Origin of the sequence: Nocardioides oceani, from assembly GCF_030412965.1 — a bacterium.
Classification (GTDB): domain Bacteria; phylum Actinomycetota; class Actinomycetes; order Propionibacteriales; family Nocardioidaceae; genus Nocardioides; species Nocardioides oceani.
Genome location: NZ_JAUHJQ010000001.1, coordinates 164,021 through 178,384, shown reverse-complemented (window position 1 = coordinate 178,384; position 14,364 = coordinate 164,021). Strand labels below are relative to the sequence as shown.

At 75.1% G+C, this 14,364-nt stretch carries 18 protein-coding genes; 11 read left to right on the top strand and 7 right to left on the bottom strand.

The window, feature by feature from the left end; translation table 11 throughout:
* Nucleotides 1-32: 32 nt before the first annotated feature.
* The 9 genes from QWY28_RS00925 (at nucleotide 33) to QWY28_RS00885 (ending at nucleotide 5,744) form a co-directional block, all read left to right on the top strand.
* A complete protein-coding gene (locus QWY28_RS00925) occupies nucleotides 33-179 on the top strand; it encodes a hypothetical protein (protein WP_300950424.1) in 147 nt (48 codons plus the stop codon).
* 28 nt (nucleotides 180-207) lie between these two features.
* Nucleotides 208-882 carry a DUF6629 family protein gene (locus tag QWY28_RS00920; protein WP_300950423.1) on the top strand — a complete coding sequence of 225 codons (675 nt, stop codon included), beginning with the start codon at nucleotides 208-210 and terminating at the stop codon, nucleotides 880-882.
* Nucleotides 879-1,502: an alpha/beta hydrolase gene (locus QWY28_RS00915; RefSeq protein WP_300950422.1), complete on the top strand. Its 624-nt coding sequence runs from the start codon at nucleotides 879-881 to the stop codon at nucleotides 1,500-1,502. Before QWY28_RS00920 ends, QWY28_RS00915 begins: the two co-directional genes overlap by 4 nt.
* A 5-nt stretch (nucleotides 1,503-1,507) precedes the next feature.
* Nucleotides 1,508-2,011 carry a gluconokinase gene (locus QWY28_RS00910; RefSeq protein ID WP_300950421.1) on the top strand — a complete coding sequence of 168 codons (504 nt, stop codon included), beginning with the start codon at nucleotides 1,508-1,510 and terminating at the stop codon, nucleotides 2,009-2,011.
* Nucleotides 2,008-3,435 carry a GntP family permease gene (locus QWY28_RS00905; RefSeq protein ID WP_300950420.1) on the top strand — a complete coding sequence of 476 codons (1,428 nt, stop codon included), beginning with the start codon at nucleotides 2,008-2,010 and terminating at the stop codon, nucleotides 3,433-3,435. Before QWY28_RS00910 ends, QWY28_RS00905 begins: the two co-directional genes overlap by 4 nt.
* A gap of 68 nt (nucleotides 3,436-3,503) precedes the next feature.
* Nucleotides 3,504-3,983 carry a hypothetical protein gene (locus QWY28_RS00900; protein WP_300950419.1) on the top strand — a complete coding sequence of 160 codons (480 nt, stop codon included), beginning with the start codon at nucleotides 3,504-3,506 and terminating at the stop codon, nucleotides 3,981-3,983.
* The gene (locus QWY28_RS00895) at nucleotides 3,950-4,399 is read left to right on the top strand and encodes a TraR/DksA family transcriptional regulator (protein WP_300950418.1); all 450 of its coding nucleotides are present in this window, start codon (nucleotides 3,950-3,952) and stop codon (nucleotides 4,397-4,399) included. The genes QWY28_RS00900 and QWY28_RS00895 overlap by 34 nt, the downstream gene beginning before the upstream one ends.
* A gap of 77 nt (nucleotides 4,400-4,476) precedes the next feature.
* Nucleotides 4,477-5,022: a metallophosphoesterase family protein gene (locus QWY28_RS00890; protein WP_300950417.1), complete on the top strand. Its 546-nt coding sequence runs from the start codon at nucleotides 4,477-4,479 to the stop codon at nucleotides 5,020-5,022.
* Nucleotides 5,019-5,744, top strand: a complete 726-nt coding sequence (locus tag QWY28_RS00885) for a hypothetical protein (protein ID WP_300950416.1) — start codon at nucleotides 5,019-5,021, stop codon at nucleotides 5,742-5,744. The genes QWY28_RS00890 and QWY28_RS00885 overlap by 4 nt, the downstream gene beginning before the upstream one ends.
* On the opposite strand, the gene QWY28_RS00880 is transcribed toward QWY28_RS00885, so the two are convergent.
* The 3 genes from QWY28_RS00880 to glgA form a co-directional block, all read right to left on the bottom strand.
* The gene (locus tag QWY28_RS00880; RefSeq protein WP_300950415.1) at nucleotides 5,666-6,442 is read right to left on the bottom strand and encodes a hypothetical protein; all 777 of its coding nucleotides are present in this window, start codon (nucleotides 6,440-6,442) and stop codon (nucleotides 5,666-5,668) included. The two genes, QWY28_RS00885 and QWY28_RS00880, sit on opposite strands and share 79 nt — an antisense overlap.
* Before the next feature lie 19 nt (nucleotides 6,443-6,461).
* The gene (locus tag QWY28_RS00875; RefSeq protein WP_300950414.1) at nucleotides 6,462-6,884 is read right to left on the bottom strand and encodes a hypothetical protein; all 423 of its coding nucleotides are present in this window, start codon (nucleotides 6,882-6,884) and stop codon (nucleotides 6,462-6,464) included.
* A 98-nt stretch (nucleotides 6,885-6,982) separates the two neighbouring features.
* A complete protein-coding gene (glgA, locus tag QWY28_RS00870; RefSeq protein WP_300950413.1) occupies nucleotides 6,983-8,170 on the bottom strand; it encodes a glycogen synthase in 1,188 nt (395 codons plus the stop codon).
* Nucleotides 8,171-8,206: 36 nt separating this feature from the next.
* Here glgA and QWY28_RS00865 point away from each other — a divergent pair, with 36 nt between their 5' ends.
* A complete protein-coding gene (locus tag QWY28_RS00865) occupies nucleotides 8,207-9,463 on the top strand; it encodes a glucose-1-phosphate adenylyltransferase (RefSeq protein ID WP_300950412.1) in 1,257 nt (418 codons plus the stop codon).
* A gap of 4 nt (nucleotides 9,464-9,467) precedes the next feature.
* Here the strand turns inward: QWY28_RS00865 and QWY28_RS00860 are convergent, their stop codons facing one another.
* The gene (locus QWY28_RS00860) at nucleotides 9,468-10,061 is read right to left on the bottom strand and encodes a mismatch-specific DNA-glycosylase (protein WP_300950411.1); all 594 of its coding nucleotides are present in this window, start codon (nucleotides 10,059-10,061) and stop codon (nucleotides 9,468-9,470) included.
* A 59-nt stretch (nucleotides 10,062-10,120) separates the two neighbouring features.
* On the opposite strand from QWY28_RS00860, the gene QWY28_RS00855 reads away from it, so the two are divergent.
* Nucleotides 10,121-10,603: a hypothetical protein gene (locus QWY28_RS00855; RefSeq protein WP_300950410.1), complete on the top strand. Its 483-nt coding sequence runs from the start codon at nucleotides 10,121-10,123 to the stop codon at nucleotides 10,601-10,603.
* 22 nt (nucleotides 10,604-10,625) lie between these two features.
* Here QWY28_RS00855 and QWY28_RS00850 read toward each other — a convergent pair whose 3' ends face one another.
* The 3 genes from QWY28_RS00850 to QWY28_RS00840 form a co-directional block, all read right to left on the bottom strand.
* Nucleotides 10,626-11,885 carry a phosphodiester glycosidase family protein gene (locus tag QWY28_RS00850; RefSeq protein ID WP_300950409.1) on the bottom strand — a complete coding sequence of 420 codons (1,260 nt, stop codon included), beginning with the start codon at nucleotides 11,883-11,885 and terminating at the stop codon, nucleotides 10,626-10,628.
* Between the two features lie 19 nt (nucleotides 11,886-11,904).
* Nucleotides 11,905-13,494 (bottom strand): CocE/NonD family hydrolase, encoded by a 1,590-nt coding sequence (locus tag QWY28_RS00845; RefSeq protein WP_300950408.1) that lies wholly within the window; start codon nucleotides 13,492-13,494, stop codon nucleotides 11,905-11,907.
* A gap of 78 nt (nucleotides 13,495-13,572) precedes the next feature.
* On the bottom strand, nucleotides 13,573-14,325 hold the full coding sequence (locus tag QWY28_RS00840; protein ID WP_300950407.1) for a matrixin family metalloprotease: 753 nt from the start codon (nucleotides 14,323-14,325) through the stop codon (nucleotides 13,573-13,575).
* Nucleotides 14,326-14,364 lie beyond the last annotated feature (39 nt).

Below are 14,364 nucleotides of genomic sequence, written 5' to 3'. Positions count from 1 at the left end.
CAGCGCCCGCGTGCCGCGCCACGATGACGCCCATGACCACCGCCGCCACGCGCCCGCAGCCGCGCGCGTCCTGGCGCGCGCTCAGCCCCGAGCAGAAGCAGGCCCGGCTCCGCCACCTCCGCGAGCGCCAGCAGCGGCAGGTCGAGCTCGAGATCCGCCGGCTCGGCCCGCTCGTCTGACGCCCGCCCCGTCGGGCACCGTCGAGCCATGTGCTTCTCCCTCGAGGCCGACCTCGTGGCCGGGGCGGCGCTGCTGCCGGTGGGTGCGCTGGCGCTGCGGGAGGTGCGCGCGGCCCGGGAGCTGCCCTTCGCCGCCCTGCCGCTGGTGCTGGCGACCCACCAGCTGGTCGAGGCGGTCGTCTGGGCCGGCGTGGAGGGGCACGTCGCGGCAGGCCCGGCGCACGCCGCCGCCGTGGCGTACGTCGTCGTCGCGCTCCCGCTGCTGCCGACCCTGCTGCCGGTCGCGGTGCTGCTCCTCGCGCGGCCCGGGCGGCGCCGGTGGGTCGCCCCGTTCCTCGCCCTCGGGGTGGTGGTGACCGCGCACCTGGCACGGGTCGTGGCCGAGAACGGGGTCCGGGTCGAGGCGCACCCGCACGCGCTGGTCTACCGCATCGGGCTGCACGACGCCGAGCTGTGGACCGGGCTGTACGTCCTGGCCACCATGGGCGCCTGCCTCGTGGCCGGTCACCGGGTGGTCGTGGCCTTCGGGCTGGTCAACCTCGTCGGGCTCACCGTCGTCGCGGTGGCCTACCGCGAGGCGTTCGCGTCGCTGTGGTGCCTCTACGCGGCGCTGTCGTCGCTGCTCGTGCTGGTCCACCTCGCGCTCCGGCCGGAGGTCGACCCGGCCAGCGCCGCCCGCGACCCGCAGCGGAGCGGGGTGTGACCGGCGCCCGGCTGGTGACCACCCGCGTGCCGCGCGAGCCCGAGGCCGTCGTGCTCGCCCTGCACGGCGGCGACGTCCGCCCCGGCGACCCGCCGGTCAGCCCGTGGCAGCTCTCGGTGCTGCGGATGGTGCCGGTCGCGGCGCGGGTCGCACGCGCCGGCCGTGGTCGCCTCGCCGTCCACCGCGTGCTCAACGCCCGGCGCGGCTGGGGTCGCACCGGAACGCCGGTCGACGACGCGCGGTGGGCGATGGAGCAGGTGCGGGAGCGGTACGGCGACCTGCCGATCGGCCTCGTCGGCCACTCCCTCGGCGGGCGGGCGGCGCTGCTGGCCGGCGCCGAGCCGGGCGTGGCCGCGGTGGTCGCGCTCAACCCGTGGCTGCACCCGGCCGACGACGTGGACCTTTCCGGGCGGCGGGTGCTGGTCGTGCACGGGACCGAGGACCGGGTGGCCACGCCGGAGCGGGCGCGGCTGGTCGTCGAGCGGCTGCGGCGTCGGGCCGACGTGGAGTGGCGGGACGTGCCGGGGGCGGGCCACGCGATGCTGCGGCACGGGCCGGTCTTCGAGCGGGCGGCCGCCGAGCTGCTCACCGCGGCGCTGCTGCGGCGCGGCGTACGGTGAGGCGCATGAGCCACCTGCTGGTCGTCATGGGCGTCTCGGGCTCCGGCAAGTCGACCGTCGGCGCCGCGCTGTCCCAGCGCCTGCGGGTGCCCTTCGCGGACGCCGACGACTTCCACCCCGAGCCCAACATCGCCAAGATGTCGCGCGGCGAGGCGCTCGACGACTCCGACCGCTGGCCGTGGCTGGAGGAGATCGGTCGCTGGCTGGCCGACCACCCCGACGGCGGCGTGATGAGCTGCTCGGCGCTGCGGCGGAGGTACCGCGACCAGCTGCGGCACCACGCCCCGGCCACCACGTTCGTGCTGCTCGAGGGCAGCCGCGAGGTCATCGAGCGCCGCCAGGCCGCCCGGCCCGGCCACTTCATGCCGGCCTCCCTGCTGACGTCGCAGTTCGCCACCCTCGAGCCGCTCGAGCCCGACGAGGACGGCATCGTGCTGGAGGTCGACCAGAGCGTGGACGCGATCGTGCAGGGGTACGTGGACGTCGTCGAGGGAAGGGAACGCCGATGACCGCCACCGTCGCCTCCGTCGCCTCCGGGGCCCAGCTCGTCGTGCTCGCCGCCGAGGAGCTCGCCGAGCCGGTGGCCGCCGGCTGGCGCCTCGTGACCGCCGCGCTCGTCGCGATCGCGCTGCTCGTCGTGCTCATCACCGTGGTCAAGCTGCACCCGTTCCTCGCGCTGATCCTCGGCGCGTTCACCGTGGGCATCGTCGCGGGGGAGAACGTCCTCGCGGTCCTGGAGTCCTTCACCACCGGCTTCGGCGACACCACCGCCGGGGTGGGCATCCTCATCGCCCTCGGGGCGATGTTCGCCAAGCTGCTGGCAGACTCCGGCGGCGCCGACCAGATCGTCGACACCATCGTCGGCCGCAGCGGACCACGGACGCTGCCGTGGTCGATGGCCGCCGTCGGCGCGCTCATCGGCCTGCCGATGTTCTTCGAGATCGGCCTCGTGCTGTTGATGCCGGTCATTTACCTCGTCGCCCGCCGCGCGCAGGTCTCGCTGATCACCGTCGGCATCCCCGCCCTCGCCGGCCTGTCCGCCATGCACGGGCTGGTCCCGCCGCACCCCGGACCGCTGACGGCGATCGACTACCTCGGTGCCGACCTCGGCGTCACGCTCGCCCTCGGCGTGCTCGTCGCCGTCCCGACCGTCATCGTCTCCGGGCCGCTCTTCGGCTCGATCGCCGGACGCTGGGTGGTGCTCCAGCCGCCGGACCGCTTCGACGTGCGCGACGACGAGGAGCGGGGCACGGCGGGCGACCGCCGGCCCACCTTCGCCGTCACGCTCCTCACCGTGCTCACGCCCGTGGCGCTGATGCTCGGCAAGGCGCTCGCCGACATCTTCATCGAGGACGAGGAGCAGCCGCTCCGCCAGGTGCTCGACGTCCTCGGCGAGCCGCTCGTCGCGCTCCTGCTCGCCACCCTGCTCGCCATGGTCACCTTCGGCACCGCCCTGGGCACCTCGGTGCGCGACGTCGGCCGGATCATCGAGTCCTCGCTGCCGCCCATCGCCGGGATCATCCTCATCGTCGCCGCCGGCGGTGGCTTCAAGCAGGTGCTCGTCGACACCGGCATCGGCACGCTGCTGGCCGACTGGGCCCGCGACGGCAACATCCCGGTGCTGCTCCTGGCCTGGGTGCTCGCCGTCCTCATCCGCCTGGCCACCGGCTCGGCCACCGTCGCCACCATCACCGCCAGCTCGCTGATGATCGGCCTGGTCGACGGGCTCTCCACGGGGGAGACCTCGCTCGTCGTGCTGGCCGTCGGGGCCGGCTCGGTGTTCTTCTCCCACGTCAACGACGCCGGGTTCTGGCTGGTCAAGGAGTACTTCGGCATGAGCGTCGGCCAGACCATTAAGACCTGGTCGCTCATGGAGACGGTCCTCTCGGTCTCCGGCCTCGTCTTCGTCCTGCTGCTCTCGCTGGTCATCTAGGCCCGCCCCGGTCCGGACCACCCCGGAGGTCGGGTGTCTGCGACAGCAGGTACGGGTACCGCCGGCTCATGTCGATCCTCACCCTCGCCACCCGGACCGCGTCGGTGGTCCGGCCGCAGGCGGTGCCCCTGCGCGGGCGCCTGTTCCGCCGCGGGCTGGAGCAGCCGGTCGGGCACGCGTGCTTCGACGAGCCCGGCACCGACGACGTGGTCGTCACCGAGTCGCGCGAGGCGGCCCTGCTCGGCCCCCAGGCGCCGGTGCGCGGCCTGACCGTCCAGGTCCCCATGCCCGAGGGCGAGGACCTGACCCTGGTGCTGGCGGCCACGACGTGGAGCCGCGTGAGCCGGCGGGTGCGCCACGGGCTGCCCGGCCAGGAGTGGACGATGACCGGCGTGCTGGCGGCTCCCGGTGAGGCCGAGGACGGCGAGCCGCTGCTCGTCGCGGCCCGGATGGTCGGCGGTAGCACCGCCGAGCTGGCCGTGGCCCGGCAGGGGGAGCCGTGGCAGGAGTTCGGGTGCCTGATCATCAGCAGCCAGGTGGCGGCCTGACCGCCGCACCGGCGCCCCGCCCCGACCGCACCACGGACGCCGGGGAAGCCCGCGACGCCCACGGCACCCTTGAAGGGCGCGACGCGCGTGACACCGAGGAGCGGCTGCGCTCCGAGCACGCCCTGGTCAGCCGTCGGCTGGCCGCGCTGCGCGGTGACTACGCCGGGATGGTCGAGGCCTCGCGGGACACCAACGCCGACGACGAGCACGACCCCGAGGGCGCGACGATCGCCTTCGAGCGGTCCCAGCTGGACACGCTCGTGCGCCAGGCCTCACGCCGCCTGGCCGAGATCGAGGCCGCGCTCGCTCGCCTCGGCACCGCCACCTACGGGCTCTGCGAGGGCTGCGGACGCCCCATCCCGGCCGAGCGGCTCGAGGTCCGCCCCGATGCCCGCCGCTGCGTCGCCTGCGGATGAGACCACCTGCGGACGAGAGGGCTCGCGGACGAAAGGGCTCGCGGATGAGAGGGCTCGCGGATGAGAGGGGCAGTGCCGTGGACCTGGTGATCATGGCCGACACCCACCTGCCCAAGCGCGCGCGGGACCTGCCCGCCGAGCTGTGGGAGGCCGTCGACGCGACCGACGTCGTCGTCCACGCGGGGGACTGGGTCGACGAGGCCACGCTCGACCGGCTCGAGGAGCGCTCGGCCCGGCTGGTGGCCTGCTGGGGCAACAACGACGGCCCGGGCCTCCGCGCGCGGCTCCCCGAGGTCGCCCGGGTCGAGCTCGACGGGCTCCGCCTCGGTGTCGTCCACGAGACCGGTGGCAAGCAGGGCCGCGAGGCGCGCGCCGAGGCGGCGTACCCCGACCTCGACGTGCTCGTCTTCGGCCACAGCCACATCCCCTGGGACACCACGACCCCCGGCGGGCTCCGGCTGCTCAACCCCGGCTCGCCCACTGACCGGCGGCAGCAACCGCACTGCACCTACCTGACCGCCCGCGTGCGTGACGGCGTCATCGGCGACGTCGTCCTCCACCGGCTCCCACCCCGGACCACTTCCCGGACCACTTCTCGGACCACTTCTCGGAGGCCCTCGTGACCGCTCCCAGCACCGTGACCGCCCTGCCCGCCCGGATCGGCGGAGCCGTCATCGCCACCGCCGTCCGCGGCCTCGCGGCCGCTCGCCCGGCGGAGAAGCCGATGCACCCCGTCGGACGCGTGCTGCGCGGCACGCTCGAGCGCCACGGGCTGCAGCCGGGCATCGGGGTGCCGTTCGTCGACGAGGCCGGCACCGACGACGTCCTCGCCCGGGAGTCGAAGGGCATCGGGCTGCCCCCGGGCCTCCCCGACATCCACGGGCTGGCGATCAAGGTGCCGCTCGACGGAGCGAGCGCCGACGACGTCGCCGCGGACCCGGTCGAGGGCGGCGGGCGGCACGCCGACGTCCTGCTGTCGACCAACGGCTGGGGTCCGCTGAGCCGCTTCCTGGTCGTGCCCTCGCTCGGGATGACCACCCGGCCGCTGACCACCCTGTTCCCCTACCGGGGACCGCGCGGCCCGGTGCTCCTCGGGGCGCGGTACGTCGCCGAGCACCGCGTCGAGCTGGCGGTCGCCGGTCCGCGCTCGGACTGGCGGGTCTTCGCCGACCTGCACCTCGAGGCGCCCGACCCGGAGACGGGACAGGCCGACGACCCCGACCTGGAGTTCGACGCGATCCTCAACGAGCTGCCCGGCCTGCCCAACTACGACTGGGTGCGCCGGGTGCGTGCACCGTCGTACGCGATCGCGCGCCGGTCGCGCCGCTCGAGCGACCAGCAGTAGCGGCTGCTCGGCACCAGGTCGAGGCCGCGGTCGGCACCGAACCGCGACACGCTCGCCATCATCCGCTCCATCCGCGAGCGCAGCTCGGCGTCGTCCCCACCGCTGCCGTAGAACGCGTGCAGGTCGGTGGTGGCGGCCATCGGGAACAGCTCCTCCACGACGGCGCTGACGTACGGCGCATCCGTCGTCACGGGGGCCAGCACGACGTTCTGCACGTAGCCGAAGGTGCCCTGGGTCTCGATGGCCACCGGGGTGTGGTCGACCAGCCACCGGTGCCGCCACTCGGCCTCGTCGAGGTCCTCCGGACGACGCAGCACGGCCACGTTGGCCAGCGCGTCGGTGCGCACGCCGTCGGGCACCGACGGCGGCTCGAGCGGGCGGCGCTCCTCGACCTCGTAGCCGCCGAGCGACACCCCGGTCCCGGAGAGGGCCGCCGCGAGCGCGTCGAGGACGGGGGCGACCTCGGCACCGACCTGCGCGCTGAGCTCCGCCCACACCGACACCACCGCCCGGACCGGCCCGGTGGGCGAGGCGATCCGCATCGCCGCCGCGACGTCCCCGTCGTCGACGTTGACGTGCAGGCGCGTCGCTCCGACCGCGGCGAGCTCGTCGCGGAGGTCGTCGGCGAGCAGCGCGTCCCGCAGGGTCGGGGCGGCGGCGTCGTCGCCACCGGCGAGGAGGAACACCAGCTTGGTCACCGGCGGACGGTAGCCACTCCTAGGTGGTCACGGGAAGGGCCGCCTCGTCCATCGGCACCGCGACGACGTCCTCGTCGGTGGCCAGGTGGACCACCTCGGCGGGCATGCCGGCGGTGCGGGCCGCGGCGTACAGCGCCGCCGCCCAGGCGCGGTCGTCGTCCTCGATGCCGCCGAGTCCGGGGCGGGAGCGCAGGAAGGCGACGCGGACGCCGGGCAGGGAGTCGGCGCGCAGGTGCGCGAGCAGCGCGCCCAGCTGCCGGGCGATGTCGCCGGGCGGCGGTCCGGCGCAGTCGTCGATCTCGGTGAGCGGCGGGAAGGGCCGGCGGTCCGGGCCGACGAACATCAGCCAGGTGCTGGTGCGGGTCCAGCCGAGCGGGCGCATCAGCGTGCGCCAGGCCCGCTCGACGTCGGTCTGGGTCTCGATCACGGGTGCGTAGGTCATGGCGCCGACCCTGCTCCGGATCGCCGACGGGCGCCCGCGCGGTCGCGACGGCTGTGGACGACGGCCCTCGGGGGCCGATCTGTGGACGCGGGGCGGGCTCAGCGGACCGAGCGGTAGACCTCGAGGGTGCGCCCGGCGATGGCGTCCCAGCCGAAGGCCGACCGGGCGCGATCGCGGCCCGCGCGGCCCATCGCGGCGGCGCGGGCGGGGTCGGTGGCGAGCTCGGTCAGCGCGGCGGCCAGGTCCGCGACGTACCGGTCGGGCTCGACGGGCGTGCCCGTGCCGTCGGTCGCCTGCTCGATCGGCACGAGCAGCCCGGTCTCGCCGTCGACGACGACCTCGGGGATCCCGCCGGTCGCCGTGGCGACGACCGCGGTCTCGCAGGCCATCGCCTCCAGGTTCACGATGCCGAGCGGCTCGTAGACCGACGGGCAGGCGAAGACGGTGGCGGCGGTGAGCAGGGCGACGACGTCCGCGCGCGGCAGCATGTCGCGGATCCAGACCACGCCGGTCCGGGTCGCCTGCAGGTCCGCGACGAGCGCGACGACCTCGGCCTCGATCTCGGGGGTGTCCGGCGCGCCCGCGCACAGCACCACCTGCACCTCGGGCGGCAGCGCGGCCACGGCGCGCAGGAACCACGGCAGCCCCTTCTGCCGGGTGATCCGGCCGACGAAGACCACCGAGGGCCGGTCGGGGTCGACGCCGTGCGCGCGGACCCGGTCGGGGTCGTCGACCGGCGACCAGAGCGCGGTGTCGATGCCGTTGTGGACGACGTGGACGCGGTCGGGGTCGACGGCCGGGTACGCCGCCAGGACGTCTGCCCGCATGGCGTGGGAGACCGCGACGACGGCCGCCGCGGACTCGTACGCCGTCCGCTCGGCCCAGCCCGACACGGCGTACCCGCCCCCGAGCTGCTCGGCCTTCCACGGCCGCAGCGGCTCCAGCGAGTGGGCGGTCACCACGTGCGGCACGCCGTGCAGCAGCCCGGCCAGGTGGCCGGCGAGGTTGGCGTACCAGGTGTGGGAGTGCACCACGTCGGCACCCGCGCAGGCGTCGGCGATCGCCAGGTCGACCCCGAGCGTGCGCAGCGCCGCGTTCGCCCCCGCGAGCTCGGCCGGCTCCGCGTACGACGACGTCCCCGGCTCCTCGCGCGGCGCTCCGAAGGCGTGGACGTGGGCGTCGACGTCGTCGCGGCGGCGCAGCGCACGGACCAGCTCGGCGACGTGCACCCCGGCCCCGCCGTAGATCTCGGGCGGGTACTCCTTGGTCAGCACGTCGACTCGCACGCACCGAACCTACTCGGGTGGGTCTACGGTGACGGCATGCGAGCCACGTCACGCAAGAAGGTCCTGGCCATCGTGCTCGCGGGCGGGGAGGGCAAGCGGCTGATGCCGCTCACCGCCGACCGCGCCAAGCCGGCGGTGCCGTTCGCGGGGATCTACCGGCTGATCGACTTCGCGCTCTCGAACGTCGTGAACTCCGGCTACCTCAAGGTCGTCGTGCTCACGCAGTACAAGTCGCACAGCCTCGACCGGCACGTCACCCAGACCTGGCGGATGTCGACGATGCTCGGCAACTACGTGACGCCGGTGCCGGCCCAGCAGCGCGTCGGCAAGCACTGGTACCTCGGCAGCGGCGACGCGATCTTCCAGTCGCTCAACCTCATCCGCGACGAGAAGCCCGACATCGTGGTCGTGGTCGGCGCCGACCACGTCTACCGGATGGACTTCTCGCAGATGGTGGCCCAGCACTGCGAGTCGGGTGCGGCCTGCACGGTCGCCGCTATCCGGCAGCCGATCGGGCTGGCCGACCAGTTCGGCGTGATCGAGGTCGAGCCGTCCGACCCGGGCCGCATCCGCGCCTTCCACGAGAAGCCGACCGACCCCATCGGGCTGCCCGACGCGCCCGGCGAGGTGCTCGCCTCGATGGGCAACTACGTCTTCGACGCCGACGCGCTGGTCGACGCGGTGACGCGCGACGCCACGACGACCGGATCGCAGCACGACATGGGCGGCGACATCGTGCCGGCGTTCGTGCGCCGGTCGCAGGCCGGCGTCTACGACTACAAGGACAACGTCGTGCCGGGCGCCACCGACCGCGACCGCGGCTACTGGCGCGACGTCGGCACCATCGGCTCGTTCTACGCCGCGCACATGGACGTGGTCTCCCCGCTGCCGGTCTTCAACCTCTACAACTTCGACTGGCCGATCTACACCTCCTACGGCCCGCAGCCCCCGGCGAAGGTCGTGCAGGGCGCCGACGGGTCGCCGGCCCGGGTCGACGAGGCGGTCCTCTCGCCCGGCACGGTCGTCAGCGGCGGCACGGTCACCCGCTCGGTGCTCTCGCCGGCCGTCGGCGTCGCCGCCGGCGCCGTGGTCGAGGGGTCGGTGCTGATGCAGGGCGTGCAGATCGGCCCGGGCGCGGTCGTCCGCGGCGCGATCCTGGACAAGAACGTCGTCGTCCCGGCCGGTGCGCGGGTCGGTGTCGACCACGACGAGGACCGGGCGCGCGGCTTCCACGTCGAGGACGGGCTCGTCGTCCTCGGCAAGGACCACCCGTTCCCCGACGCGCAGGCCTGAGACGTCAGCCCGCGGGCGGGAGGATGCCGGCGGCGCGCGCGGGGGCGGCGTACGCCTCGGCGAGCGAGGCGACGGTCTCGTGCGCGTTGAGGCCGCTGGGGTTCGGCACCACCCACAGGTCCGCGCCGGCCAGCGGCTCGGGCTGGCGGCCGGGGACGGCCTTGGGCAGCGAGAAGGCGGCGCGGTACGCCGTGACGCCGGCGACGGCGACCACGTGCGGGCGGGCGCGGCGCACGGTCTCGACGAGCGCGAGCCCGCCGGCGCGGTACTCCTCCGCCGACAGCTCGGAGGCCTTCGCGGTCGCGCGCCGGACGACGTTGGTGATGCCGATGCCGCGCGAGCGGAGGTGGTCGCGGTCCTCGTCGGTCATCCCGGCGGCGGGGTCGATGCGCCGCTCGACGATGCCGGCAGCGAGCAGCGCCGGGTAGAACCGGTTGCCCGGGTGGGCGAAGTGCGTCTGCGTGGCCGCGGTCCACAGGCCGGGGTTGATCCCCACGAAGAGCAGCCGCAGCACCGGTCCGTCCGGGCCGGGCAGCAGGTCGGGGACCTCCCGGTCCCGGAACGACTCCAGCTCCGCGCGCGTGAAGGACCGAGGCACGTCCCCGAGCATGCCAGCGGCGGCTGGAACGCTGCGCCCGTGGGTACCGTCGGAGCCGTATGCGACGTCATCTCGGAACCCTCGCCCTGTCCACCGTCCTCGCCCTCGTGGCGGGCTTGACCGCCGCGTGCGGGGAGGCCGAGGGCGACCCTCGGGACACCACCGTGGCCGGCACGCCCAGCCCGACCCAGGAGACCGTCGACCCGCTCGACGCCGACGGCGTCGAGAGCGTCGAGGTCAAGCTCGTGCGCGGCGCCGACGTGGGCGGCACGGTGACCGAGGAGGCCGTCCCGGTGACCGAGGAGGCGGACCTCGACGCCTTCCTCGAGCAGTTCGACCCCGCCTTCGCCGAGCGGCTCCGCTCGCGCGTGGGCCAGCTGGTGCTCGGTGAGAGCCAGGGCGTGCTGGCCCAGGTCGTCACGGTCGGGTGCGCGTCGCCCACGTCCGCGACGCTGCGCAACAACGACATCCAGGTCGAGGTGCCCAAGGCCACCGAGGAGTGCCGCGCGCCGGTCACCACCGTCGCGCTCGCCGTCGCCTGAGGCGGGGAAGGACAGGCCCGGCTCAGCCGGCCGGCGGCCGGTACCGCACCTGCAGGCCGTTCGCGACCTGGCGCAGGTGGCCGTCGGAGGGGGTGTTGACGACACCGAGCCGGCCGTCGGCGCCGCGGGTGACCATCGTGGTCGAGCCGCCGCCGTCGAGGTTGAGCGCCTCGTCGGCGCCCAGGTCGATCATCGCGGCCGCCAGCTCGACCATCGTGGCGCCGCGGCTCCACGTCTGGCGCCCGTCGACGACCAGGACCAGCACCTCGCCGGTGTCGCGGTCGATGCCGATCGCGGTGCGCGGGTGCATCTCGCGGTCGTCGACGACCTCCACCACACCGTCGCGGACGAGCACCTTGTTGCCGCTGATCGCCATCCGCGGCGCGCCCTGCAGCCACCAGCGCACGTCGAGCCGCGCGCCCTTGCGCAGGGTGCCGAGCGCCCGGGCGCCGGGACCCCGCCCGACGAGCAGCACCCCCCGGATCCGCTCGCCGCTCGAGAGGCGCGCCTTGGTCCGCACGACCCTGCCGCCCCGGACCAGCACCATCCGCACGCCCCGCTTCTGGCCGCTGGTGACGCGGTAGCCGGAGGTCGTGCCCCACGCCCCGGTGTAGATCCCGATGCCGCCGGGCTCGACGAACGGGGAGTTGAGGTTCGTGATCCGCATCGCCGGCCGCTGGGTCACCTTGGCGCGCAACGGCACCTCGCCCACGTCGGGACGGCCCTGGGCGTCGATGGAGAACGACGAGGTCCAGCCAGAGGCGCGGGCGTGGAGGACGCCGCGCTCGACGTCCCGGCCGGTGCCCAGCGGCGCGCCGGTGTCGCCGATGTCGAAGAAGTCGCCGTTGACGCCGGCGACCGTGCCGGTGCCGGCGTACGCCGGTGACAGCAGCGTCGGGAGCGTGGCGGTGCCGGAGACCCGTCGCGCGCCGGCGTAGTCCAGCGAGACGCCCGGGACCGACGGGTCGACGGTCAACAGCGAGAACCGCTGCGGCCCCCGCGGGTCGGCCTCGTCCCAGCGGGTCAGCGTGACGCCGGGCGCCACCGCCGAGCGGACCGGGTCGGTGCGGGTGAGGCCCCCGGCCTGCCGGAGCAGCCCCGGGACGACCGGCGCGAGCAGGCCGGGCTGGTCGTCCGAGGTGTGCCGTGGACCGCGCTCGGCGCCGAGGTCCGGCCCGCGCCCCGGTGTGCTGCTCGGGTCGGCGCCGGCGGTCGCGCCGGTGGTGAGGAGCGTGAGCGCACAGGCGAGTGCGCCGGCGGTCAGGGAGAGTCGGGCGCGCACCCGCGCAAGGCTAAGCCGATCACCGGCCCACCACCGGCAGATGGACGACCGTGTCCTCGATCGTGACCGCGCCCGGCAGCCGCGAGCCCATCCCGACGAAGGTGTCCGAGATCGGCGTGACCATCAGGTACAGCTGCTGGCCCTCCGGCACGTCGACCGCCACCGACGGCAGCGCCACGCGCCGCTGCTGCCCGACCACGGGTGTCGGCTCGTTGATGGGCAGCACGTTGTTCTGCACCAGCCGCGCGTCGAGGGGGCTGGTGCCGACGGCGAGGCCGAGGAACGCCCGGTTCTGCACGCCCAGCGCGGTGAGCCGCCCGGTGAGGTACGGCGTGCCGGCGACGCGGACCGGTCCGGCGGCGACCGGGTAGGACAGCGGCGTGCCGACACCCTCGAGCGTCGCCACCGTGCCGATCCGCCTCGCGGTGTTCGCCGCCGGGGAGGCGATCGTCGTGCAGCGGTCGCCGGGGGTGGCGAGGTGCATCCGGCCGAAGCCGCGGAGGCCCGTGCGCCGGCCCTTGAGCACCTGGTCGAAGAAGCGGACGTTGAGGTCCTCGAAGCCGCCGCCCGCCAGCTTCCGGCTGCACGGGTCGGTGTCGGCGGTGGTGCCCGCCGGGAGGACCGCGGGGAGCACGTGCCCCCCGTTGTAGGCGACGAAGATGCTGCGGCGGCGGGCCCGGTCGGTCATCGCCCGCTGCCAGTTCCGGAAGCCCTGCTCGAGCGGGAACAGGCCGTCGGTCGTGCCCTGCCCGAGCAGCATCGGGATGTCGAGGCGGCGGCCGTGGTCGACGTGCCACTTCGGGCCGTTCTTACGGAAGAACCGCACCATGTCCTCGGTGCCGGGGATCGAGCCGTCGGGCCACACGCCCAGCGCCGCGCCCTCGACGAGCGCCTTGTAGACGTTCGCCGGGAGCGCGTCGCTCGGCAGCGAGGCCGCGCTCAGCGCCAGCGCCCACTCGGTGCGGACCACGCCGCTCGGCGCGAGGCTCTGGCTCAGGTCGTGCCAGGTGATCTGCGGGGCGAGGGCGTCGAAGACGGGCGTGCCCCGGGTGCGGAGCAGCTCGAACGCGCCGACGTACTGGTACCCGCCGCCGTAGCTGCCGCCGATCGCGCCCAGGCGGGGGTCGCCGGGGCCGTCCATCCGCACCCAGGGCAGCCGGGCGACGACGTCGACGAGAGCGCGGACGTCGCGGCCCTCGAGCGCGGGGTCCTCGACGTGCGCGTGCCCGCCGGAGACGCCGAACCCGCGCTGGTCGAAGGTCAGCACGCCGTACCCCGCGTCCAGGAACGCCTGGACCTCGCCCTGCTCAGCGCGCTGGCCGCCCCACCCGTGGCTGTGCATCACCATCGGGACCGGGCGCCTCGCCGTGGCGCCGGCGGGCCGGAAGACGGTGTAGCAGATGTCCACCTCCGCGCTCTCGCCCGGCTCGGGGACGCTCTGCAGGCAGGCGTCGCGCGCGGTGACCTTCGCAGGGACCTTCGCGGTCGCGGCGGCGGTGGCCGTCGTGGTCGGCGCGGGTGCTCCGCTCGCCGGGCCGGTGGCGGCGGTGGCGAGCCCGCCGGCGAGCAGGGCGACGGAGGCGGCGAGCGAGGCGGCGGTACGGCGCATGGGGACCCTGTCGATCGGCGAGGCGGGTGGGACGTGTGACCGCTCGGTCAACGTGCCGCCGGGGCCGAGGTCACGCGGTCAGGAGCAGGGGACGGCGCCGAGCAGCGCCAGCCCGCGCCGGTCGCCGGCGCCGAAGGAGGTGCGGCCGACGTTGTCGGCGTACATCAGCTCCTCGCGGCTGTGCACGTGCCCGAGGCCGACGACGTGGCCGAGCTCGTGGTCGAGGATCGCCGCCTGCAGGTCGAGCGCCCGCGGGTCGGACCCGTCGGGCAGCTCGACGAAGACGTCGGTGTCCAGGACGACCATGCCGGTGGAGTACGACCAGCGCCCGGGCGTCTCGAGGTACGCCGCGCCGCCGACGCCCGCGACGTCGCCGGCGAGGTCGTCGACCTCCTCGGCGTCGGCCCACCCGATGAGGACCGGGGCGGACCGGCCCAGCGCGCCGATCCGGTCGGTGAAGTTCCGGTCGTCGGTCTCCCCGCCGTAGGCGAAGCGGAAGCCGGTGGCCTCGGAGACGGTCGCGATGCTGCGCTCGACCAGCCGGGGCCAGTGGCTCGGTGCACCGGCCGGGTTCACGACGTACTCAATGTCGTGGCAGGGGTTCCAGCTGACCGGCTCCTCGGAGCCGGGCTGGGTGGCGGCGAAGGCGTACTCGCCGGTGCCGGCCGGCAGCGCGACGGCCTCGGCGCGCCGCTCCTGGGTGCCGAGCAGCTCCCGCAGCCGGTCGCCGCTGGCACCGGGGTCGCGCAGCAGGACCAGCCCCGCGAGGGCGAGCGCCACGAGGATGCCGGGGAGCACCGGGCCGTGCCGGCGGGGCTCGCGGTGGTCCACGTCCTCATGGTGACCCGGCAGGCGTCCCCGCAACCCCAC